17 protein-coding genes are annotated in these 22320 nt (G+C 56.6%); 8 read left to right on the forward strand and 9 right to left on the reverse strand.

Translation table 11 applies throughout. The features are described from left to right. The first annotated feature begins 295 nt into the window (after positions 1 to 295). Positions 296 to 2218, forward strand: coding sequence for an O-linked N-acetylglucosamine transferase, SPINDLY family protein (locus ACQZ5M_RS05800; protein ID WP_449079249.1), 1923 nt, complete (start codon positions 296 to 298; stop codon positions 2216 to 2218). Positions 2219 to 2362: 144 nt separating this feature from the next. On the opposite strand, the gene ACQZ5M_RS05805 is transcribed toward ACQZ5M_RS05800, so the two are convergent. From ACQZ5M_RS05805 to flgF, 3 genes are read right to left on the reverse strand one after another with little or no spacing between them, the layout of a single operon-like run. Next, complete coding sequence (locus ACQZ5M_RS05805; protein WP_449079250.1) at positions 2363 to 2902, reverse strand: flagellar protein; 540 nt, start codon at positions 2900 to 2902, stop codon at positions 2363 to 2365. 2 nt (positions 2903 to 2904) lie between these two features. Beyond that, on the reverse strand, positions 2905 to 4302 hold the full coding sequence (gene fliI, locus ACQZ5M_RS05810) for a flagellar protein export ATPase FliI (RefSeq protein ID WP_449079251.1): 1398 nt from the start codon (positions 4300 to 4302) through the stop codon (positions 2905 to 2907). Between the two features lie 12 nt (positions 4303 to 4314). Then, positions 4315 to 5049, reverse strand: a complete 735-nt coding sequence (flgF, locus tag ACQZ5M_RS05815) for a flagellar basal-body rod protein FlgF (protein WP_296018214.1) — start codon at positions 5047 to 5049, stop codon at positions 4315 to 4317. Positions 5050 to 5469: 420 nt separating this feature from the next. Here flgF and motA point away from each other — a divergent pair, with 420 nt between their 5' ends. From motA to ACQZ5M_RS05845, 6 genes are all read left to right on the forward strand, one after another. Further along, positions 5470 to 6342, forward strand: a complete 873-nt coding sequence (gene motA, locus ACQZ5M_RS05820; RefSeq protein WP_296018213.1) for a flagellar motor stator protein MotA — start codon at positions 5470 to 5472, stop codon at positions 6340 to 6342. Between the two features lies 1 nt (position 6343). Then, a complete protein-coding gene (locus tag ACQZ5M_RS05825; protein ID WP_296018210.1) occupies positions 6344 to 7300 on the forward strand; it encodes a FliM/FliN family flagellar motor switch protein in 957 nt (318 codons plus the stop codon). 65 nt (positions 7301 to 7365) lie between these two features. Further along, a complete protein-coding gene (gene fliN, locus ACQZ5M_RS05830; protein WP_296018209.1) occupies positions 7366 to 7878 on the forward strand; it encodes a flagellar motor switch protein FliN in 513 nt (170 codons plus the stop codon). A gap of 27 nt (positions 7879 to 7905) precedes the next feature. Beyond that, positions 7906 to 8952, forward strand: a complete 1047-nt coding sequence (gene fliG / locus ACQZ5M_RS05835) for a flagellar motor switch protein FliG (RefSeq protein WP_296018207.1) — start codon at positions 7906 to 7908, stop codon at positions 8950 to 8952. A 329-nt stretch (positions 8953 to 9281) separates the two neighbouring features. Then, the gene (gene flhB, locus ACQZ5M_RS05840; RefSeq protein ID WP_296018204.1) at positions 9282 to 10361 is read left to right on the forward strand and encodes a flagellar biosynthesis protein FlhB; all 1080 of its coding nucleotides are present in this window, start codon (positions 9282 to 9284) and stop codon (positions 10359 to 10361) included. Between the two features lie 5 nt (positions 10362 to 10366). Continuing rightward, on the forward strand, positions 10367 to 10816 hold the full coding sequence (locus ACQZ5M_RS05845) for a hypothetical protein (protein WP_296018203.1): 450 nt from the start codon (positions 10367 to 10369) through the stop codon (positions 10814 to 10816). A gap of 197 nt (positions 10817 to 11013) precedes the next feature. On the opposite strand, the gene ACQZ5M_RS05850 is transcribed toward ACQZ5M_RS05845, so the two are convergent. Together ACQZ5M_RS05850 and mscL are read right to left on the reverse strand one after the other, a co-directional pair. Then, the gene (locus tag ACQZ5M_RS05850; RefSeq protein ID WP_296074186.1) at positions 11014 to 12186 is read right to left on the reverse strand and encodes a pyridoxal phosphate-dependent aminotransferase; all 1173 of its coding nucleotides are present in this window, start codon (positions 12184 to 12186) and stop codon (positions 11014 to 11016) included. A gap of 123 nt (positions 12187 to 12309) precedes the next feature. Next, the gene (gene mscL, locus ACQZ5M_RS05855; protein ID WP_296018198.1) at positions 12310 to 12738 is read right to left on the reverse strand and encodes a large conductance mechanosensitive channel protein MscL; all 429 of its coding nucleotides are present in this window, start codon (positions 12736 to 12738) and stop codon (positions 12310 to 12312) included. A gap of 243 nt (positions 12739 to 12981) precedes the next feature. Between mscL and ACQZ5M_RS05860 the strand changes: the two genes are divergently transcribed. Continuing rightward, on the forward strand, positions 12982 to 16488 hold the full coding sequence (locus ACQZ5M_RS05860; RefSeq protein ID WP_296074181.1) for a PAS domain-containing hybrid sensor histidine kinase/response regulator: 3507 nt from the start codon (positions 12982 to 12984) through the stop codon (positions 16486 to 16488). Positions 16489 to 16577: 89 nt separating this feature from the next. Here ACQZ5M_RS05860 and ACQZ5M_RS05865 read toward each other — a convergent pair whose 3' ends face one another. From ACQZ5M_RS05865 to fliF, 4 genes are all read right to left on the reverse strand, one after another. After that, the gene (locus tag ACQZ5M_RS05865; RefSeq protein WP_296074178.1) at positions 16578 to 18431 is read right to left on the reverse strand and encodes a methyl-accepting chemotaxis protein; all 1854 of its coding nucleotides are present in this window, start codon (positions 18429 to 18431) and stop codon (positions 16578 to 16580) included. Positions 18432 to 18681: 250 nt separating this feature from the next. After that, positions 18682 to 19428, reverse strand: coding sequence for a transcriptional regulator VisR (gene visR, locus ACQZ5M_RS05870; protein ID WP_449079252.1), 747 nt, complete (start codon positions 19426 to 19428; stop codon positions 18682 to 18684). Positions 19429 to 19438: 10 nt separating this feature from the next. After that, positions 19439 to 20170 carry a transcriptional regulator VisN gene (gene visN / locus ACQZ5M_RS05875; protein WP_449079253.1) on the reverse strand — a complete coding sequence of 244 codons (732 nt, stop codon included), beginning with the start codon at positions 20168 to 20170 and terminating at the stop codon, positions 19439 to 19441. 347 nt (positions 20171 to 20517) lie between these two features. Further along, a complete protein-coding gene (fliF, locus tag ACQZ5M_RS05880; RefSeq protein WP_296018190.1) occupies positions 20518 to 22206 on the reverse strand; it encodes a flagellar basal-body MS-ring/collar protein FliF in 1689 nt (562 codons plus the stop codon). Between the last annotated feature and the right edge of the window lie 114 nt (positions 22207 to 22320).

Genomic DNA, 22320 nt, shown 5'->3' on the forward strand with positions numbered 1-22320 from the left:
GGCATCATGCCACTCGGGTCCATTTTCTGAAGGACACCAAACCCGTCACGTGACGATGAAAATGGCCCCCAAGCATTTCGAACTTCTTAATTTGACCAGTTGAATGCCCAGTTCCGGGGGCTACAGTTAACGTTGTGTAAACGGCTTGAAACGGATCTCGGGGCAGCACTCACGCTTTCCCGTTTCGAGCAAGGTTCATCCTGTAGGGTCGGTTGAATTTTCTATTCGCCGCAGATCGGTCAGCGCCCCGGGCGGTGCCTTCCGAGATGTCGAGCAAGAGGACGCAACGGACCCAATGTTAAACGAAATCAGCTATTCGGCCGCTTCCAAGCATTTCAAGACGGGACGCTACACAGAAGCGCTGACGACGTTGAACCGGCTGATGGACACGAACCGGGATGCCCGCACCTATGCATTGCTGGCGAAAACGCTGCTTCAGCTTGGACTGAAGGAACAGGCCGCCACGTCCTACGAACTTGCCTACCAGCAAAACGGTCTCGATGCCGAAACCTACCTGGTCGAGAGCATCAAGCTGTTTTACGAATGCGGCGAGAAAGACAAGGCTCTGGCCCTTTCCAACCGGCTCATTCACCGGTTCCACAAACATCTGGACGTGGCCTACATCGTAGGATCGCTGCTGCTGGAGCGTGGCGAAAACCGCATTGCCCGGACGTTGAAGACGATCCTGATGAAGAGCGATAATATCGAGCATATCAAGCTCGGCGCCCGCATCGCGATTACCACTTGGGATCTTTTCGATCCAAGCGATATCGACACCGCCCGCGTCCTCCTGTCGAGATTGCCGCACAACAATCCCGTGCGCCTGATGTATCTGGTGTTTAGCCGCGAACACAGCAGGTTCGACAATATCGAGAAACATCAGCCAATCATCGATGCGGCTGTGGCAGCAGGCGATACGTCTTTCGTTTCGCTCGACGGCACCTTCTTCAATCTTCACTGGAGCGGCGACGAATATATCAACCAGCTGGCGCGCTCCAACACGCCAGACTTCAGCCCCGATATGACCGCACGGCGTCGGGCAATGCCACATGAGTGGGGCAAGAAGATCCGCGTCGGTTATCTATCGTCGGACTTCTTCGACAAGCACGCCACGATGAAATTGATCCGCCGCGTGCTGGAACTGCATGACCGCGATCGTTTCGAAATCACGCTCTTTTGCCATTCCGACGAGGCATTGCTGAAGACAAACGAGGCCGACCGCAGCCTATGGGGCGACGTCGTGACCATTCGCGATATGACGAACGAGGAAGCGCACGCAGAAATGCGCGCACGCAACATCGATATCATGGTCGACCTGAAGGGACATACGGCCGGCAACCGGACCTCTATCCTCAATATGGGCGCTGCACCCATTCAGGTGGCATGGATCGGCTTTCCAGGGTCGGTCGTCAATATCGATCTGGATTACGCCATCGGCGACCATTACGTGCTGCCGGAAAGCTCCAAGCCCTTCTATCATGAAAAGTTCGTTCGCCTGCCGGAAACCTATCAGCCGAATGATCCGGTCAACCGTCCGTTGGCAAAGCAGGTCAGCCGAGCCGATGTCGGCCTACCGGAAGATGCCTTCGTCTTCGCCTCTTTCAACGCCAACCGCAAGATCACGCCGCGCGTCATCGAACTGTGGTGCGATATCTTGAAGAAGACGCCGAACAGCGTGATCTGGGTGCTACATAACAGCCAGGTGAGCGCGGTCAACATCATGAAGAAGTTCACCGAAAGCGGCATTTCTGCCAAGCGCGTGTTCCTCATGGGCAAGCTGGATTTCGAACTTCACCTCAACCGTATTACGGCAGCGGATCTCGGTCTCGACACCTTCCCGGTCAATGGCCACACGACGACGTCCGAACAGCTTTGGTCCGGCTTGCCTGTCCTGACAGTCAAGGGCACGAATTTCGCCTCGCGGGTCAGTGAAAGCCTGCTGAATGCCATCGGCACGCCCGAACTCATTGCCAGCGACGAAGAAGAATATGTTAGACAGGCCGTATTCTACGCGCAGAACCCGGACAAGCTGAAGGAGGTGCGCGACCGTATCGCGGACAATCGTTTCGTCACGCCGCTCTTCGACGCCGAACGCTTCTGCCGTCATCTGGAGACCGCCTATGAAATGATGGTGGAACGGGCCAAGCAGGGCGACGAGCCGGATCATTTCGATGTGCCGGCACTGCCAAAACGCGAAACTCCCTTCCTCGATCGGTAAGAAGCATCCAGGAAGGCTCCCCCATGAGGAGCAAAGTTCAAAGCAGAAAGGCCGCTTCGGAAGAGGCGGCCTTTCTGCTTTACGATCAATATCTTCATCGCCAGGCCACGCGGTCCACGCGTAGGGAGACGGTATTATAGCTCTCTATTCGGAGTAGAGTTCTCCGGCCGACGTCACGATCTTCCATCGTCCGCCATCTCTCGTCATCGAAATCAGCCGGCTCTCATCAGGCAGGACAGACCCAATCTGGACGAGGAACATGCCGGACTTATCTTCGATCAGCGCGCGCCCGTTGGAGACATGCAACAGCTTGAACTGCACTCCGCCCGGGAAGGGTTGCGGATTCATGGGGTTGTCGGCATTCACGTCGCTGGTCCCGTTAGCCGGAACCGTCGCCGTAATGACCGAGTCCAGTGCCGTGTCTGCGGCGTCCTTGCTTTCACTGCCTGCAAGGGTATCGTCGGCATGCGGCATGACTGCATCGCCACCGCCACCGCCGCGCTGCGGGACATTCATCAACGCTTCCCAGCCACGACCGCTCATGCCGAATTTTTCCGGATTGAGGAAGACGTACCACGGCAAGGCGGCAGCGGCCGCTGCGACGGCGATCAATCCACCGGTGAGCATTCTGTCGAATTGGGTGGTTGACTGCGCCTCGTTGGTCTTGCGCTTTCTAAGTTTCATGATCAGGGTCCCCGACGCTGTGCGGCTGCCATCTGGCTGTTCACCGGCGCGTTTCTCAGCGCATTTGCCAATTCTGCATAGGCGTCGATCACCGTTGGATCGCCCGGCGATTGTTTGAGAACTTCATAGACGAAGGGAACCTGCTTGACGGCCATATCAAGCTCCGCATCGACGCCCGGACGATACCCGCCGATCAGACGCAGGTCTTTGGTTTCCTCGTAATTGTGAATGAGCGACTTCAGTCGCGAGACCAGCTTGTGCTGGTCGGGTGTCCAGGCCTTGTGGGACAGACGCGAAATGGAGGCCAACGGATTGATCGGGGGATAACGCCCCTCATCTGCCAGGGACCGATCGAGCACGATGTGACCGTCGAGAATGCCGCGGGTCGAATCCGCGATCGGATCGTTATGATTGTCGCCATCGACAAGGATCGATATGATGGCCGTGACCGTACCGGTCCCCTCCTCGCCGGGCCCTGCCCGTTCCAGAAGCTTGGGAAGTTCGGTAAAGACGGATGCGGGATAGCCACGCGCAATCGGCGGCTCACCGGCGGCAATCGCAACTTCCCGAATGGCATGGGCAAAACGCGTGATGCTGTCGGCGATGAAGAGGACGTTTTCCCCCTTATCGCGGAAATGCTCGGCAATGGTCATGGCAACCAGAGGCGCCATCTTTCGCAGCATCGGGCTCTCGTCGCTGGTGGCGACGACGGCAATCGACTTCTTCATATTGTCGCCGAGCGTGTCCTCGATGAATTCGCGGACTTCGCGACCACGTTCGCCGACGAGCGCAATGACCACCCTGTCGAAGGCATCTGCTCTGGCGAGCATCGACAGAAGCGTCGATTTGCCAACACCCGAGCCCGCGAACACCCCGAGACGCTGACCCAGGCAAAGCGGCGTGAAGATATCGATCGCTTTCACGCCGGTACGGAAACCGGAGACGACGCGGCTGCGGCTCATGGATGGCGGCGGCAATGTCATCACCGAGCGCTTTTTCGTGCCTTTCAAGAGCGGCCCGTTGCCGTCTATCGGTTTGCACAGCGAATTGATGGTACGCCCGCACCAGCTATCATCGGGCTGGACACGAAACTCTCCATCACGCAGCACAACGTCGTTCACGCCGATCGGATCGCCGGGTTCAATTGGGCAGACATAGATGAGGTCCGGCTCAACACGCACCACCTCGCCGAGATGCAGACCGGTTGCGCTTTTATGGACGACGAACTCACCGAGCCGCACACGTTCCGAAAGGCCGCTGACCGTATAGTGGCCAGCCGCGATGGTGCGCACGCGGCCCCCGCGTGAGACGGGCACGCCCGACGCCAGTTGCGAGGCCGCGATATGCGCAAGCGCATCGAGTTTATGAAACGGCGAAGGCTGCGGCTGAATGTCCATCATGGTCTATGCCGGTTACTGACCGCCTCCAAGCGTGCGGATCGCCTGGGAGAAATTGTCCTCTGTCGACTTCATCATCGACGAAATGCCCTCGAAAGCGCGGTTGACCTGGATCAGCTGCGTCATTTGTGAAATGCCGTTGATATTGGATTGCTCGACATAGCCCTGGACAATGCCGACATCACCTTGATCCACCACCGGCTGCGGCGCCTGGGAAAAGATCACGCCACTATTCTCATAGCGCATGAAACCCTTGCTCGGATCGGCGGTGAACAGCCCGATCTGCCCCATGGTCCGACCATCCTGAATGATACGTCCATCCGCACCGACGCTCGGTTCTCCCGCAGCTGGATTGAGCTGGATCGGCGCACCGCCGGAATCGAGAACCGGAAAGCCCTTTGTCGAAATCAATTGACCGGTGGTCGACATGGAGAAGCGGCCATCGCGGGTGAGAACCTGTCCCGACGGCGTGTTGATGGCAAACCAGGCATCGCCCTTGACCGCAAAGTCGAAAGAGTTGCCTGTGCGCTCCAGCTCGCCGTTCTGCGTCGAAAGGTAGTCGTTGCCCTGCGTTACGAAGGCAATATTGGCACGCAGATCGTTCTTCGTCTGCGCCATGACCTGATTGAATTTCACCTCAGTGCCACGAAAGCCAACGGTATTCATATTGGCGATGTTGTCCGCGATGGTCGTCAGGCGGCGTTCCAAGGCGATCTGGGACGAGATACCCACGTATAAACCAGACTGCATGCTCTTCTCCTGTTTGGACTTCAGACCAAGGACGTGCGGCAGAATGCGCCACATCATGGCCTCAAGGCCTAGAGGCGTTTGCTTGCGCGAAACTTTTGGCCCCCGGCACCAGGGTCAGAACCCAGCCAAAATAGGCGATCGCTAATCGACAAGCCGTACATGAGAAGAGAAACGACGAGACGTCCTGAGGTGCCTGACGGAAGGTCCGGCCCAGGCGATCTGGCGATGCCTTCTCTCCTCTTCCATCTCGAGCAACTGTCCGATCTCTGCCGATCTCGCCTACGATCTTCTCCTCGAAAGATAGAAAAATCATTCCCCTGACCAGCGCCGTCGAATGTCCAAACGGACACCAAGCCAGCCTCGCGCAAGGCATGATGCCTAACCATTCGGGAGAAAAATTGGCTGAGGTGTGAGCGTCAGATGAATATCGTTATTGGACTGGTTATTACTTTCGGCTGTATTCTCGGCGGCTTCATGGCCATGGGCGGCCATCTGGACGTTCTGGTTCAGCCGTTCGAACTTGTCATCATCGGTGGTGCTGGCCTCGGTGGCTTCATCATGTCCAACCCGATGAAGGTGGTGAAGGATTCCGGCAAAGCGCTGGGCGAAGCCTTCAAGTTCGCCGTGCCGAAGGAACGTCACTATCTCGACGTGCTGGGTGTCCTCTACTCACTGATGCGCGACCTGCGAACAAAGTCCCGAAACGAGATCGAAGCCCATATCGACAATCCCGAAGAATCCTCGATCTTCCAGACCGCGCCTTCGGTCTTGAAGAATAAGGAGCTGACGTCCTTCATCTGCGACTATGTCCGCCTGATCATCATCGGCAACGCCCGCAGCCATGAAATCGAAGCGCTGATGGACGAGGAAATCGAAACGATCCTCTACGACAAGCTAAAGCCTTATAACGCGATCACCGCGATGGGCGATTCCTTCCCGGCCATCGGTATCGTCGCGGCCGTTCTCGGCGTCATCAAGGCCATGGGTAAGATCAACGAGCCCCCTGCCGTTCTCGGCGGCCTTATCGGTGCGGCTCTCGTCGGAACCATGCTTGGTATTCTTCTTTCCTATTCGATCTGCAACCCGCTGGCATCCCAGGTCAAGATAGTGCGCTCAAAGCAGCACAGGCTTTACGTCATCGTGAAGCAGACACTAATCGCCTATATGAACGGCTCCGTGCCGCAGGTCGCACTGGAATATGGACGCAAGACCATCTCCGGCTACGAGCGCCCATCAATCGACGCCGTCGAGCAGGAAATGATGAACCCCGGTGGCGACCAGAAGGCGGCTTGATATGGCGGATGTTGCTCAACAGACCCCGATTGCTCCAATGGACCCCGCTCTGCTGGCCAAGCTGACCGGTGGTCTTGGCGACAACAAGAAAATCGGAAAGATCGGTGCCGACATCGGTCAGATCTATACCGCGTTTCTTCCCGATGTTTTTCATAGCCAGACGAGCCTCTCCATCGAAGTCGATTATGAGGGTTGCGAATCCGGACTGATGACCGATCTCGTGGCCAAGCTCGGCAAAGATTACGCCGTTTCGGACTGCTCGCTTCGCAACTGGTGCAACAATTTCATGATCGGTATCGGCAACGGTTTCGTCATGGCGTTGATGGAGCGCATGCTGGGCGCGGCACCCGATACGATCATGGAGCCGGAAGTGCGCCCTCTGTCACAGATCGAACTCGATCTTGCCGCGCTGGTGCTCGACCGAATCGCTGGTGTGCTGCGTTCTTCCGTCAATGCGCCCGGCGGCTTCGAGGCCATCATAGAACCGCCCTTCAACGCAACCGGAAAGAGTGCCTACGAAGAGGCCATGTTCGGCCAGTTCGGCATGCTGATCCGGCTGAAGATCCTAATCGGCAAGGTTGCTTCCGACTTTGCGCTGATCGTGCCTCAGCGCACGCTTCTCAAGACGACGATCGTTGCGCCGAAGCCTTCGGCCGGCGCATTGAAGAAGCAGGAAGAGTGGATGGAAATGATTTCCGAGCAGGTCAAGCGTTCACAAGTGACGCTTGAGGCGAAAATCAGGCTCCAGACACTGACACTGAAGACTATCTCACGCCTCGTGGAAGGAGACGTCATTCCTTTCCGGGACGCGAAGCAGGATGATATCTGCGTCGAAGTAAGCGCAAACGGTGCAAAAATGTATAATTGCGAGTTTGGGCGAGCCGGGGACCGCTACATGGTTCGGGTCAAGAACAACGTCTCTACGGATGACGAAATCCTAAGACATCTGATGGGTTGATCGCTCGCGATACAATCAGAGGTTTTAGGCAGGCTGACGCAAGTTTCAAAAGGAATAATTATCGCATGGCTACGAAAAAGACCCCTTTAACCGACGACGACCTGATGCCTTCGCTTGATGACGCGGGCGATCTGGACAACGCTATCGGTGGGCTGCGCGACGTGTTGAAAAGCGACGCTGAGGGTTCGCTCTCCAGCTTTGGAGACTTCGGCGATTTCGACGCCGCCGATGAAAGCCCGATGGCGATGGGGGCCGATCTCGGTGCCTTCGGTGGCGCAGCCGAGATGTCTTTTTCCGCAGCGCCGCCGCTTGGTAGCGGCCTGTCGGATAACATGGATCTGATCATGGACATCCCGATCGATGTCCAGATCGTTTTGGGAACCAGCCGCATGCTGGTATCGGGTCTGATGGGCCTGGAAGAGGGAGCAACAATTGCGCTCGATCGACGAATCGGCGAACCTGTTGAGATCATGGTGAACGGTCGTTGCATCGCACGCGGTGAAATTACCGTTCTCGAGAACGACGAAACGCGTTTTGGCGTCAAGCTTATTGAAGTACTGAGTACCAAGAAGACCTGATCCCTGTGGGGACGGAGAGGAAAGACCATGATGGACTTTGAGGATTTCGGTAACCCGGTGTTAGGGAAACCGTTGTCTCAGGCTGAAAAAGCCGCCGCCGTTCTTCTGGCGATGGGCAAGGGCGTGGCTGGAAAACTGTTGAAGTTTTTCACCCAGGCCGAGCTGCAGACCATCATCAATTCCGCTCAGACTCTCCGTGTCATCCCCCCGGACGAACTGGCCCAGATCGTCGCTGAATTCGAAGACCTCTTCACCGAGGGCACCGGACTGATGGACAACGCCAAGGCAATCGAAGCGATCCTCGAAGAAGGCCTCACTCCAGAAGAAGTGGACGGCCTTCTCGGTCGCCGTGCGACCTTCCAGGCCTATGAAACCTCCATCTGGGATCAGCTGCAGGATTCCGACCCGCAATTCATCGGCAAGTATCTGATGCGCGAACATCCGCAGACGATCGCCTATATTCTTTCCATGCTTCCTTCGTCGTTCGGCGCCAAGGTACTTCTGACCATCCCCGACGAACAGCGCGCGGATATCATGAACCGCACGGTGAACATGAAGGAAGTCAGCCCCACCGCCGCGCAGATCATCGAAAAGCGCGTTCTGGCGCTGATTGCCGAGGTCGAGGCGGAGCGCAACGCAGTGGGTTCCATCAAGGTCGCGGACCTGATGAACGAACTGGAGAAGCCGCAGGTCGACACCCTGCTCAGCTCGCTGGAAACGTTGAGCCGCGAATCGGCCAACAAGGTCAAGCCGAAGATCTTCCTTTTCGAAGACCTGCTCTATATGCCGCAGCGCAGCCGAGTGGCACTGCTCAACGACATTGCCGGCGATGTTCTCACCATGGCGCTACGTGGCGCCACGGCGGAGATCAAGGAATGTGTGCTGTCGAGCATCAGTCCGCGCCAGCGCCGCATGATCGAGTCCGATCTGGCCGTGCCGTCAGCCTCAATCAATACGCGCGAAGTCGCAGTGGCCCGCCGCGCTGTCGCACAGGAAGCCATCCGTCTGGCCAACTCCGGCCAGATCGTCCTCAAGGAAGTGGCAACAGAAGGCGGCGAGCCCGCAGCCGCATAGAACCTTCCCGGTTGATAACACCTGCCGCATGACCACGCCGTCTTGCGGGCTGCGCATCAAGACTGTAGCCTGTCCGTGTTGACCTGCCTGAGAAGGCGGGTTTTTTCACTTGAGGCGCATGGCGATGTCTTCAACTCTGCTGTTGGTGCCTCAGGTGTTTTTCTACGTATCTCGCTTTCGCAAAATCACTGAACGGTCTTGCGCGACGTGCCCACAGCATCGGCCTGAAAGTCTGAACTGATTTTCGCAAAGCACGATGTGGAGATTCAAGAAGAAGAGCGTCCTTCGCGCGTCTTGGAAGACGTGCGGCGTTCTAGGGGGATCTTGCCTTGGCAGACGAGGACAAGGACAGTAAAACAGAAGATCCATCAGAGAAAAAACTTCGCGACGCCGTCGAGAAGGGCAATATCCCTGCGTCTACCGAAGCGTCGCTCTTTGCATCCTCGCTCGCCTTCTATGTCTATCTCGTTTTCTTTGCGCCGGACGGCGCAAAACGCCTTGGCGAATCCCTGAAGGATGTGATCGAACGGCCGGAACAATGGCGGCTCAACACTGCGGGAGATCTCGTTTCTCTGGGCCTTCATCTGGCCAAGGAAGCGGGTGCGCTGCTTTTGCCCGCAGCGATCATGTTCATCATCTTCGGGCTGGGTCAGTCCTTTGCACAGAACATGCCGCAATTCGTTCTCGATCGTATAACCCCCAAGGCCGAACGTATCTCGCCGGTCAAAGGTTTTCAGCGCATCTACAGCGTGAACGGTCTCGTCAACTTCGGCAAATCCCTCTTCAAGGTGGTCGTCGTCGCTATCATCATGGGGATTGTGCTGAAGAACGATTATTTCAAGCTGCTGACAGCTCTGATCTCCGATCCGCAGCTGATCGTTCCGACCGGCTATGAAATCTTGAAGAAAATGATGATCGTCATTCTCTTCTCTACCGGTATTCTTGCGGTGGCCGACTACTTCTGGAGCCATCATCGCTGGTACAGCGAACTGAAGATGACCAAGCAGGAAGTCAAGGACGAACACAAGCAGTCCCAGGGCGACCCCGTGGTCAAAGCCCGCCAGCGCTCGATTGCGCGCGATCGCGCCCGCCGCCGCATGATGGATGCCGTTCCAAGAGCGACGTTGATCATCACCAACCCGACTCATTACGCGGTGGCGCTGCGTTACGTGCGTGAGGAAAGCGATGCTCCGATCGTGGTTGCCAAGGGACAGGATCTGATTGCGCTGCGCATCAGGGAAATCGCCACCCAAAACAACATTCCTATTTTTGAGGATCCGCCACTCGCTCGCTCCATGTTTGCGCAAGTCTCAGTCGATAGCGTCATCCCGTCAGTATTTTATAAGGCTGTGGCGGAACTCATTCACAAGGTTTACGCCGCACGTCAGAACAAAAGACGGGTAAACTGATCGACATGAAAAAATGCCCATATTCGGCTCAACGAGAAGAAATAGTTGCACGCGCAATCGGTCCCGTAGCGGCCGAGCTTCGCCTTATCGACGCAGCTGATCTAATATCTCTTTTAAAGTTTGAATATTACAACAGCTTGTCGGATCTCGTAGATTCGGCGGCAGAACTTTACTTCCATCCCGGTACCGTTCATTTCGGGATCGGTGGGGACTATACGCTGGACTGGGACACCTATCCTTCGATCACGCTCGATCTTGAGATCAAGCCGAAAGGTGTCACGATCTACGCGCAATTGATGCTTGGCAAAGACCATGCCGGCGTCAACATCAACTACATCAACTTCCAGAACCCTTCCAACGACCCGAACGAGAACACCGCATTCCTGGCCGATAGCCTGCGCTACGCCACTTTCTACAAGAATGTGGACTCCGCTGCGATGAACGCAGCGCACTAGATCCTGATCGTTTCTCCCGTATAGTTTGGCTTTGAGCGCGCCCTTTGCGTCCTCGAAGCCTTTGAAACTACAGCATCGTGCTTTCCGAAAATCATTGCTGATCTTTCGGAAAGCACGGTGTTGTTCAACGACGTGGAGCGTTTCCGTCTTGAGCGGAAACGCTCCACGTTGTCGTTACGCAGAAAAATGAAAACCCGTCAGGCGGATTTCCGCAGGATGTAATCCGACAGTCTGTCCGCCGCATCTGCTATCTGTGCCGGGTCGCGCAGGAAACAGGCGCGCAAAAACAATTCTCCGCCCGCGCCGAACGCTGTTCCCGGCGCCAGTCCAACGCCGACCTTGTCAACGATATCGAAGGCTGCTGCGCGGGTATCCGTGATGCCGTCTATTTTCAGGAATGCATAAAGAGCGCCATCCGGCTTCAAGGTCTCGACGCGATTGGTCGCAATCAGCGCGTCGCAGAGAATATCGCGAGACTGTGCTGCTCGGGCAAAATTCTGCGCCAAGAAATCATCGCCTTCGTCCAATGCGGCAACCGCTCCGCGCTGCATGAACTGCGCCACGCCAGAGGTCGAATACTGGATCAGATTCTCGATCACCTGGCCTATTTCCGGAGGGGCAACCAGCCAGCCGACACGCCATCCCGTCATAGACCAGTTCTTGGAGAAGGAATTGGCAAAGACGATTCGGTCGCCCTCCTCCATCACGTCGAGGAAGGACGGCGCGCGTGCTGCGCCGTAATAATAAAGCGCGTAGATCTCGTCGGCGACGATCCAAAGCCCGTGCTTGCGCGCTAGTGCAAGAATGTTGCGAAGATCGTCTTTCGTGGCCGTCCAGCCGGTTGGATTGGACGGCGTATTGATGAAGAGGGCCTTGGTCTTCGGCGTAATAGCGCTTTCAAGCTTGCCGATATCGATCTCCCACTTGCCCTGGATAAAATCTATCCCAACGGGGACCGCGTTCGCGCCGGCAACGCCAATGGCGGCGACGATATTCGGCCATGTCGGCGTGAGGTAAATCATTTCATCGCCAGGTGACGTCAATGCCTGGACCGCGAGAGCGATGGCCTGCATGCCGGAGCCCGTCACGTAGAAGTGGTCCGTTGAAAGAGTTGCGCTAAAATGTCTTTGATAATAGCGCACAAGCGCTTCGCGAAGACCTGGAATGCCGCGCTGCCATGTATAGAAAGTCTCACCCGCATTCAGCGCATCTGCCGCCGCTTTGGAGATGAAGGCTGGCGTCGGTAGATCGCCTTCGCCAACCCATAAAGGAAGAAGATTTTCGCGATCGTGGGCGTATTTTTTGACCTCGACGATACCACTTTCCGGCGCTGCCAAAGAGCGTGCGCTGAGACTGTTCAAAACCGACATAAAAGGCACTCCGTTCAAGTGCCTTCTTAGCGCATTGCGTACCAGCCTGGCATGATATTCCGTGAAGAAATCACGGATTTTGCTGATGAGTCAGAGATCGATCCGACGAGAAACCCTTCCGTTTCAGCGGGTTTTCAATAGGTCGCGGATTTCGGTCAGCAATTTGACGTCTTCTGGCGGCGGGGCTGGTGCCTTCTTTTCTTCCACTTTTTCGCGTTCCACCGAAGCACGGATTTTGTTCACGCCCTTGACCATCAGAAAGATGATCCATGCAAGGATCAGGAAGTTGATAACGATGGTGATGAAATTGCCGTAGGCGATGACCGCACCCTGCTCGCGGGCAGCAGCAAGGGACGGCGCAGTGACGGTTGAACTCAGCGGGATGAAATAGTTCGAGAAGTCAAACCCGCCGAAGATTGCGCCGACGATTGGCATGATGAGATCGTTGACGACCGAATCGACGATCTTGCTGAACGCCGCTCCGATGATGACGCCCACGGCCAGATCCATGACGTTGCCGCGCGCGATGAATGTCTTGAATTCATTAAGCATAAAGATGTCCCTCTTTGAAGCCCTCTTACCTGTCGGGACTGCACGCCACCGACCGCCGCACAATAGCACTCCGGTTGCCAATGCGCAGTATTATGACGCGGCATTAGTCTATTCGGTTCCACCGTCTGAAGCTCAGGTCGCAGACGCAACCGCTCTCACGTTGAACTTTATGCCAATACGGGGCCAATTCTCATTTCCCCAGAAGTGTCATAAGCTTGCATGCAACGCGTGGAGGGGACCCTATTGCTGCCCGGGTGGATCATATTCGTCTCGGCTTTCGCCTATATCCTGCTGCTGTTTGCAGTGGCGAGTTACGGCGACCGCAAGAGCCGGCAGAAGACCGCTCCCAACACCGGGCGACCGGTGGTCTATGCTCTCAGCCTTGCGATCTACTGTACCTCATGGACATACTTTGGCGGAGTCGGTCTTGCCTCGGAAAAGGGGCTCGAATTTCTCGGCATCTACATCGGTCCGATCCTGACCTTCACACTTGGAATGCCAGTGATCCGCCGGATCGTGGAATTGGCCAAGGCGGAAAAGTTGACCTCGGTCGCGGATTTCATCGCCGCACGTTACGGCAAGAACCCGACGGTCGCCATGATCGTCTCCGTCATCGCTCTGGTTGGCGCCATCCCCTATATTGCTCTGCAATTGAAAGCCGTGTCGAGTTCAGTGGCCACCATGGTGGACCCGCGCGACTATGGTATCGGCAGCGGAAATCTCTACTTCCTCGATCTACCGCTGATCGTGACGGTGGTGATGTCTGGATTTGCGATCATGTTCGGCACGCGCCACACCGACGCGACAGAACATCAGGACGGGCTGATCCTCGCCATCTCGATGGAATCGGTCGTCAAGCTTCTGGCAATCTGCACGGCCGGTATTTATGTGGTTTTCTTTCTGTTCGACGGGCCAGCACAGCTCTGGCGGCTTGCCTCTGAAAACGCGCAGGTGATGGAGGCGGTCTCGTACCAGACGCCAATCAGCCGCTGGATCATTCTCACCCTCCTGTCGGGCTTCGCCATCATCCTTCTGCCACGTCAGTTCCATGTCACGGTGGTCGAGAACCGAACGGCAAAGGAACTGCGAACGGCGGGATTTCTTTTGCCGCTCTATCTGGTGGCAATCAACATTTTCGTACTGCCCATTGCAATCGCCGGTCTACTGACATTGGGGAGCAATGGCGACGCGGATCTTTATGTTCTTCAACTGCCGCTGTTCCATGGTGTGCCGATCGTTTCGCTGATCACATTCATCGGTGGTTTTTCCGCAGCTACCGCCATGGTGATCGTCGCCTCCGTGGCGCTGTCGATCATGGTGTCCAACGACATCCTGATGCCGATTTTTCTGCGGCAAAAACTCCTGACCCGCTCGCCTCACAGCGATGATTTTGCCAAGACACTGTTGAATATCCGCCGAACCGCGATCTTCATCGTGCTGCTGCTCGGCTATTGCTATTACCGGGCAGCCGACAGCACATCAGGTTTGTCATCCATCGGGCTGCTTGCCTTTGCCGCAATCGCGCAAATGGCGCCTTCCCTGTTTGGCGGTCTGCTCTGGCGGCGGGCAAACGCACGTGGAGCTATTGCCGGACTTAGTTCAGGCTTCATCGTTTGGGCCTATCTCCTCTTCCTGCCAAGCCTGGGAGGACCCGACTACGCCTATGTTGCATCCGGGGTCTTGAGTTTCATTTTCCCGGGAACAGAAATATTCAGCGGCCCCGGCGCCGATCCGCTGGTCAATGCGGTGACGCTTAGCCTGCTCATCAATTCGCTGACGTTCGTGCTTGGCTCCCTCTCGCGCAATCCGCGTCCTGTGGAACGCATCCAGTCTGGCATTTTCGTCAAGCGCCACTCCAAGTCTCAATTCGCCACACGAGGCTGGAAGACGCGTGTGAGTGTCGGCGACCTGAAGAGTGCGGTGGCGCGCTATCTCGGCGAAGAGCGGATGTTGCGCTCGCTTTCAGCCTACGAGAAGACGGCCGGGCGAAAGCTGGAGGACGATCAGCCTGCCGATATGGCGCTAATTCATTTCTCCGAGCAGTTGCTTGGCAGCGCGATCGGCTCTTCCTCTGCCCGGCTGGTGTTGTCGCTCATTCTGCAGAAAGCGGAAGATACCAGCGCCGATACCGCCTGGCTGCTCGATCAGGCCAGCGAAGCGCTGCAATACAATCAGGACATGCTGCAGACCGCTCTTGCACAGATGGATCAGGGCATCGCCGTCTTCGACAGTTCGTTGCAACTGACGATATGGAACCGGCGCTTCCGCACGCTTTTGGAATTGCCGGAGCATTTCGGCCGGGTTGGACTGCCGCTCGGAGAGATCGTTGCACTACTGGAAGAGCGTGGGGATATTACACCCGGCGATCATAGTGAGCGTATCGACCAGTTTCTCGCCATGGACCGGCCTTTTTCACTGGAACTGAGCGGGGGAGCGCGCATCATCGAAGTTCGTTCCAACGCAATGCCGGACAAGGGTGTGGTCGCGACCTTTACCGATATTACACAGCGCGTGGAAAGCGACCAGGCGCTGAAGCAGGCCAATGAAACCCTGGAACAGCGCGTTGCGGAGCGCACTGCAGAGCTGTTGCGGGTCAATCGCGAACTGGTGGAGGCGCGTGCGGCAGCAGATGAGGCCAACATCGGCAAGACCCGGTTCTTTGCCGCTGCCGGCCACGATATCCTGCAGCCACTCAACGCCGCCCGTCTCTACTCTTCCGCACTGGTCGAGCGCATCGGCAATTCGGACAACAGCAACCTCGTTCAAAATATCGATTCGGCGCTGGAATCGGTGGAAACGATCCTGGGCGCGGTGCTGGATATATCGCGTCTCGATACAGGCGCGATGAAACCGCGCATGGCAGCGGTGCCTTTGAACGATCTGCTGAAACGGATCGAGACAGACTTCGCCCCGATGGCGCGCGAGAAGAACCTTGAATTCGTAGTGATGCCCACATCCTTGATGGTGCGCTCAGACATCAATCTGTTGCGGCGGCTCATCCAGAACCTGGTGTCCAACGCCATCAAATATACCAGCTCGGGCAAGGTGCTCGTCGGAGCGCGGCGGCGCGGCGGCGATGTGATGATCCAGGTGATCGATTCCGGCATGGGAATTCCGGCATCCAAGTTTCGGACGATCTTCAAGGAGTTCACACGGCTCGACGCAGGAATGAGGGCTGCGGCAGGTCTTGGTCTTGGTCTGTCCATCGTGGACCGCCTGTCGCGGGTTCTGCACCATCCCGTTCAACTGTCATCGGTCGTGGGCAAAGGCACGTCCTTTGTCGTGCAGGTGCAGAGGGAAGCGCAGCATGGGAAACAAAGCAGGCAGGCGGAGCATACGGTGTCTCAACTCCAACAGACGCAGCTCGCAGGCTTTCGCATTCTGTGCATCGACAACGAGCCGAAAATACTCGAAGGCATGGCCGTTCTACTGACAGGCTGGGGCTGCACGGTGACGCAGGCTGCCTGCGTCGATGACCTCGATGATGCTTTGAGCAGAGGTGGCATTCCCGACATGATCATTGCCGACTATCATCTCGCCGAGGGTACAGGGATCGATGCGATCCTGCATCTGCGCGAAACATCGAAAGCGCAGCTTCCCGCTCTCCTCGTCACTGCCGATCGGACACCGGAGGTTCGCACCGAAGCGGAACGCCACGGCATCGGGGTTCAGCACAAGCCGGTTCGACCGGCTGCTTTGCGCGCCTACGTCACACAGGTCTTCAACACCCGGCAGGCGGCCGCGGAATAAGCATCTTCACTCGATGGATAAGGCGTCCTGACGCTCATAGAAAAACCGCCCTTCGAGATGAAGAGCGGTCTTCAATTGTGATGCTTCGATCAGGCCGCGCGGCCATAGTGGTTTTGCCGACCACCTGTCGCATTGGACTGCTCCATGCGGAAGCGCTGAAGAAGGCCCAGAAGCGCCTCGACTTCGTCTGCGAGCATCTGGCTTGCAGCGCTCGATTCTTCCGCCATAGCCGCATTCTGCTGAGTCATGTGGTCCATCTGGTTTACCGAGCCGTTGACTTCCTGCAACGCGGATGCCTGGTCCTGGGTCGCCGTAGCGATGGTTTCCACGTGTTGGCTGACAGTGACGATCTGCTGGCTGATCGATGAGAGAACCTGGCCGGCCTCCTGCACGAGAAGCGAGCCTGTGCTGACTTCCTGTGTCGACTGGTTGATCAGCGCCTTGATCTCATGGGCTGCATCGGCGGAGCGTTGGGCGAGTTCTCGCACTTCCTGGGCGACCACAGCAAATCCCTTACCAGCCTCTCCTGCGCGTGCAGCCTCGATACCGGCATTGAGGGCAAGGAGGTTCGTCTGGAAGGCGATGTCGTCGATGACTTCAATGATCTGTTCGATCTTCTGCGATGCGTCCTCGATGCGGCTCATCGCATCGACAGCATTTTTCACGACGGTTCCGGAGCTGTCGGCGCTCTGTTGCGTCGCGCGAACGGCCTTATTGGCTTCGCGAGCACGCTCGGCAGAAGACTTGACGGTCACGGTGATTTCCTCGACCGCAGCGGCCGTCTGTTCCAGCGATGCAGCCTGGGATTCTGTGCGACGTGACAACTCGTCGGACGACTTGCGCATCTCCAAACCATTGTTCTGGATAACGAAGGTCCGCTCGCGCACCTGCTGCAGCACATCTTTCAGATTGGCAAGCGAGGTATTGAAGTCGACCCGCAACTGCTCAAGCCTGCCTGAGAACGGCACATCGAGGGTCTGGGTCAGATCTCCATTTGAGAGAAGAGCCAGGCCACCCGCCAGTTGGTTGACGGCAAATTCGATCTCGCGATCGGTATTCTGTTTCTCGGCATCGTTCTGCGCCCGTTCGGCTTCAGCCTGCGCCCGCTCTTCGGCGCTCTGGCCCTCAATGCGGAGCTTCTCACGGGCGTTCTCGCGGAAGACCTCCAACGCGCGCGCAATATCGCCGAACTCGTTCTTGCGTTCCGCGTAGGGAATGTTTGTGTCGAGCCTGCCCTGAGACAGGAATGTGATGGCGCTCGTCAGGTTACCGAGTGGGCGCATGCTGCGCTTGATGATGAGGTATCCAAGAACGCTGAATATGACGATGACCGCTCCGCCGACAATCAGCATCATATTGCGAAGACCGTCTATATGTCCTTGATAGAACTCCATAGGTACACCAACGAAAAGGATGCCGACGGCATCTCCCTTCTTGGAAAGAACAGGCATGTATCCCGCCATGTAATCTCTACCGAACAGCTTCGCCGGGCCGATATATGACTGGCCCTTGGTGATGTTCTGGTAGGCGGGACTGTCGACAGCAAGTTTTGTCCCGATAGCGCGCTCGCCCTTCTCGTTTTTGAGACTGGTCGAGATTCTGAGGAAGTCTGTGCCCTGCGCCTGAAATACGGTTGCCACGCCACCGATAGCCATGCCGGTGCGGTCGACGAGATCGAAATCGAGCAGCGTACCGATGCTAGGACGGCTTACAGATTTAAGCTCGTCATTATCGATAGCGAGCGTCGTGCCTCCGACCTTCAGCTGGTAGAGGATCGCCATGCTGCGAATTCCTCTTTCCGTATCCATGATCGCGGTCTGCATGACATCCTGCTTCAACCGCATATAGGTTGAGGCACCGACGGCTATGATACCAAGAATCACAAGACCGAGGGTCAGGCATACTATCTGAACCACAATGGATCTCGATACAAAACGCGACATTGCTCGTCCTCAAAATTAACGACTTCCCGCAACGTGACGTAAAAATGTTAAAATTCAGGGAATCTTACAAAAGGCAAATTTCTGATGACGGACGACAGGCATGTAAATCTTGAGTATTAAAAGAAAAATACTTTGGGCGAGCGAAACGCAGCACCTGAACTGAGCTTCAGTCCAGCCCTCTATCGCCGAAAACAATGCCTCTACGGGAGGTGGCAATGGTGTCGCCACGCGGCATCACCTGCCAAAAACATCAATGAATGAAACCGAGGCGAATGGCTTTGGCTATTGCCTGGATGCGGTTGACGGAATCGAGTTTGATGGTAGCGGATCCGAGATAGGCATTGACGGTATGAACCGACAGGCCGAGCTTGGTCGCAATCTCTTCGCTGATCCGGCCATCACCTGCCAATTGAAGGCACGCAACTTCTCGCTCGCTCAAAGCTTCTGAAGGGGACACGCGGCGCTCGTCCATTGCCAGAAGATCGACCATGATTTGCGTGCATTTAACGTGCTGTTCAAGCATCAATTCGTTGTCAAGCAGCAGGTTTCCGCCAAAGAAGATGACGAAGCCATTCCCCATCGTGCCAAGTCGCACCGGAAAACCAACGCCGCAATAGCCAAGGCTGGCATTATCCAGCCGGACGAGAAGCGCTGGTACGTCAGGAAGATCCGCGAAGCCAGTTTCGCTGTCGCTCATCCATGCCACCGGCAGGAGAGAGGATTCGAGGTGATCCAGCAGCCTCTCGCCAAGCACCTGAACCAGCTGCGTGCTTTGCTCGCCTGCCGATAAACCCAGATTCTCAAGTTCGCACGACAGTTTCCTCTTGTTTGGAAACCCCGCCGCGACCGCGCGCAGAACCATGAAGTTCTTTGCACCGAGACTTCTCTGCATAGCGACCAGTTTTGGGAAAAGATCGGACCGCGTCACCGAGGGAGCAGCCTTCGAGCCCATGGACTGACCATAGGCTGCGTTTTCCATATCCTTGACGACAACCATGATACGCCTTTCAGACGAGATTGTTACGGACCGCGTAGGCAATGGCCTCCGAACGGGTCTTGGTTGCTGTCTTGCGCATGACGCTGGTGATATAGTTGTTGATGGTGTTGCGCGAGATGCCGAGTATCATCGCCATTTCGTCACTGGTCTTGCCTTCGGCGATCCAGAACAAGCATTCCAGCTCTCTTTCGGTCAGATCGATATCTCGCTCCGTCTTGGCGCCTTCGACGATACCGAAGCTGGCAAAGTAACCAGCGAGCATACCTGCCTCGCGAAGCCTCTCTTCAGGAGGAAGAATTCCTTCGGAAAACATCAACAAAAGCGAAAAACGCAAACGCCCGACGCAGAAAGTCAGCGTCCAGTATTGGCGATCTATCCCTTCCGGCACAACCGCGTCATCGGGAAGCGTCAACAAGCGGGGCCGAAGCAAAGCAAGGCACTTTTCCATCTCGCTCGAACGGCTTTGAGTGCCGGTCAACTCGTTGGCGAGTTTGCGCACCAGATCGAAAGGCCAGTCTGATGTCACGATGAAGCTGAGGCTGGCCTCCTGCAACAAATCTTCCCGGGACAGGAGATAATGCGAAGCGCCGACATAAGATGTCAGATGCTCCATCGCAGCCGTCACATCACCCTCAGCCGCCGCAGCGGCGATCTTGCGAACGAGCTGGCTGCGCGGCAAGGGCCTTGCCGCCGTTTCAGCAGGCGTAGCCGACAGCCTGCGAATATCGACATCCACTTTCAATAGCCTACGCCCTTTCGTTCCCCTGATGGGGATGCTTAAACGGGATGGAACTCATTTCCATACAGCACCGTCGTCATCGAAGACAAAACGGCGCTGGCGACCGAATCATTACACTCTAGGAGACGCAAAAGGAAATGCCATCGGTCCGATACGACCTATCCACTCTTTTTAGCACCCTAGGACAACTTTGAGCATATACGCGTTTGCGTTCGCACACATCCGCCTTTTCAGCATCCCACGACTGAATCAAACGATTTGATGAACAGATACTAAACCATCTGGGTCGATGGCCCATAGCAAGAATGTGCGAATAAACAAAAAAGGCCGGTTTGACCCGGCCTTTTCTATCATGCAGCTTTTTCCACAGCCCATTTGCGGAGAATCTTGGCGGCGCGTTCCTCGCTGATTTCCACCATGCGAGAGAGCCTGCGTTCCGGCCCTTCGCGAACCCGGCGATTGAAATCGCCACCGTCGTCGCCTCCGGCAAGAAGATCGTCCGTGCTGTCGAAACCGAAGTCCGCACCGAAGCCTTCCATGAGACCGCCTGCCGCGCCACCCCCAATCGCAGGAGAGAAGTCGGGCAGTTCCAGACCGGCTGCATCCTGCGCCAGCTCTGCCGAAGCCGGAGCACCAGCACCCGACATAGAGCGGACGACCGGACGGACACCAAGCCAAACGACCAGGAAGGCGACCGCGACGAATGCGAGCGAGTTGATGATGCCTGCGGAGTTACGGCTCAGCACTTCCGTGAAGCCTGGACCTGCGACTGCCTCGTCAAGCAACTGCGTTTCCAAGAAGTCCATCGCGGTGATGGTCACGACGTCGCCACGGTCGGCAGAGGTACCGGCAGCAGATGTGACGATCTTCTGCATTTCCGCCAGATAAGCATCGATCTTGGCCTGATCGGCAGGCTCGCCGATCATCTTGGCAAGCCGTCCCTTGTTGACAACGACAGCCACGGAAATCTTATCGATTGTGTATCCGTTACGTACCGTCGCAACTGTCTTGGAGTTGATTTCGTAGTTGGTCTGCTCTTCCTTCTTGGCAGACTCGTCGGAGGACTTGGGACCGCCGCCACCGCTCTGCGGTGCGGCCTGTGGCACGTTCTGCTCGACTGTTGCAGCGGAATCGGGCGTCGTTTCCTGAGACTTCTGATCTTCCTTGGTGGTTCTGACCGACCGCTCGACGCGCGATTCGGGATCGTAAACCGTCTCCTGGATCTGCTGGCTGTCGGTATTGAGCGAGGCAGTAACGCTTGAACGGAAGTTGTCCATTCCCAGGAACGGAGCCAGCGCCTTGTCGATCTTGGTTTCGAGTTCCTGCTGCACGTTCTGGGCAAGCGTCAGCGATCTGCTCATCGCACCGTTGCTGACATCGTCGCCGGAAGCAAGCAACTGCCCGGTCGAATCGAGAAGGGTTACGTCATCCACCTCAAGGCCCGGCACTGCAGAGGCAACCAGATGGCGAATGGATGCGGCGGCCTTGCGGCCCGCAGATGCGCTTGCGCGGATCATCACAGAGGCAGTCGGCTTTTGCTCTCCACGGCGGAAGTTGCCGACATCGGGCATCACGATATGGACGCGGGCGGCAGCAATGCCATCGATCTGCTGGATCGAGCGGCCGATTTCGCCTTCGAGCGCACGGACCCGCGTTACTTCTTGCATGAAGGAGGTCAGGCCGAGAGAGCCGACATTGTCGAACAACTCGTAACCGGCGTTCGCGCTGTTGGGCAGGCCACGTTCAGCCAGGAGCAAACGAGCCTTGCTCGTCATTCCCACGGGAACCTGAACGCTCGTGCCGTCGGCACCGACCTGGAAATCGACATTGGCTTCGGCCAGCGCAATGCTGATCTTGTTCATGTCCATGGTTTCGAGGCCGACATACAGCGTTTCGTAAGCAGGTTTGTTCACATAAAGAGCAGCAGCGAGAATGATTGCCATGGACAGAACGCCCACACCACCCAGCACCAAAAGCCGCGTCTGGCCTAAGGCCGCGAAGTTTTTAAAAACCTGAGGGAGTTGATTTAACAGATTCATTCTGTTCCGCACCGTCATTCATGGGTCCGAGACCTTCTGGTCCCGATGCCACCCTAGAGAACGAAGCTTGCGCGAGGATTTCCCCAATCGAGCGGGGTGCGTCCTACTGGACAC

Source organism: Rhizobium sp. 22-785-1, from assembly GCF_053521965.1.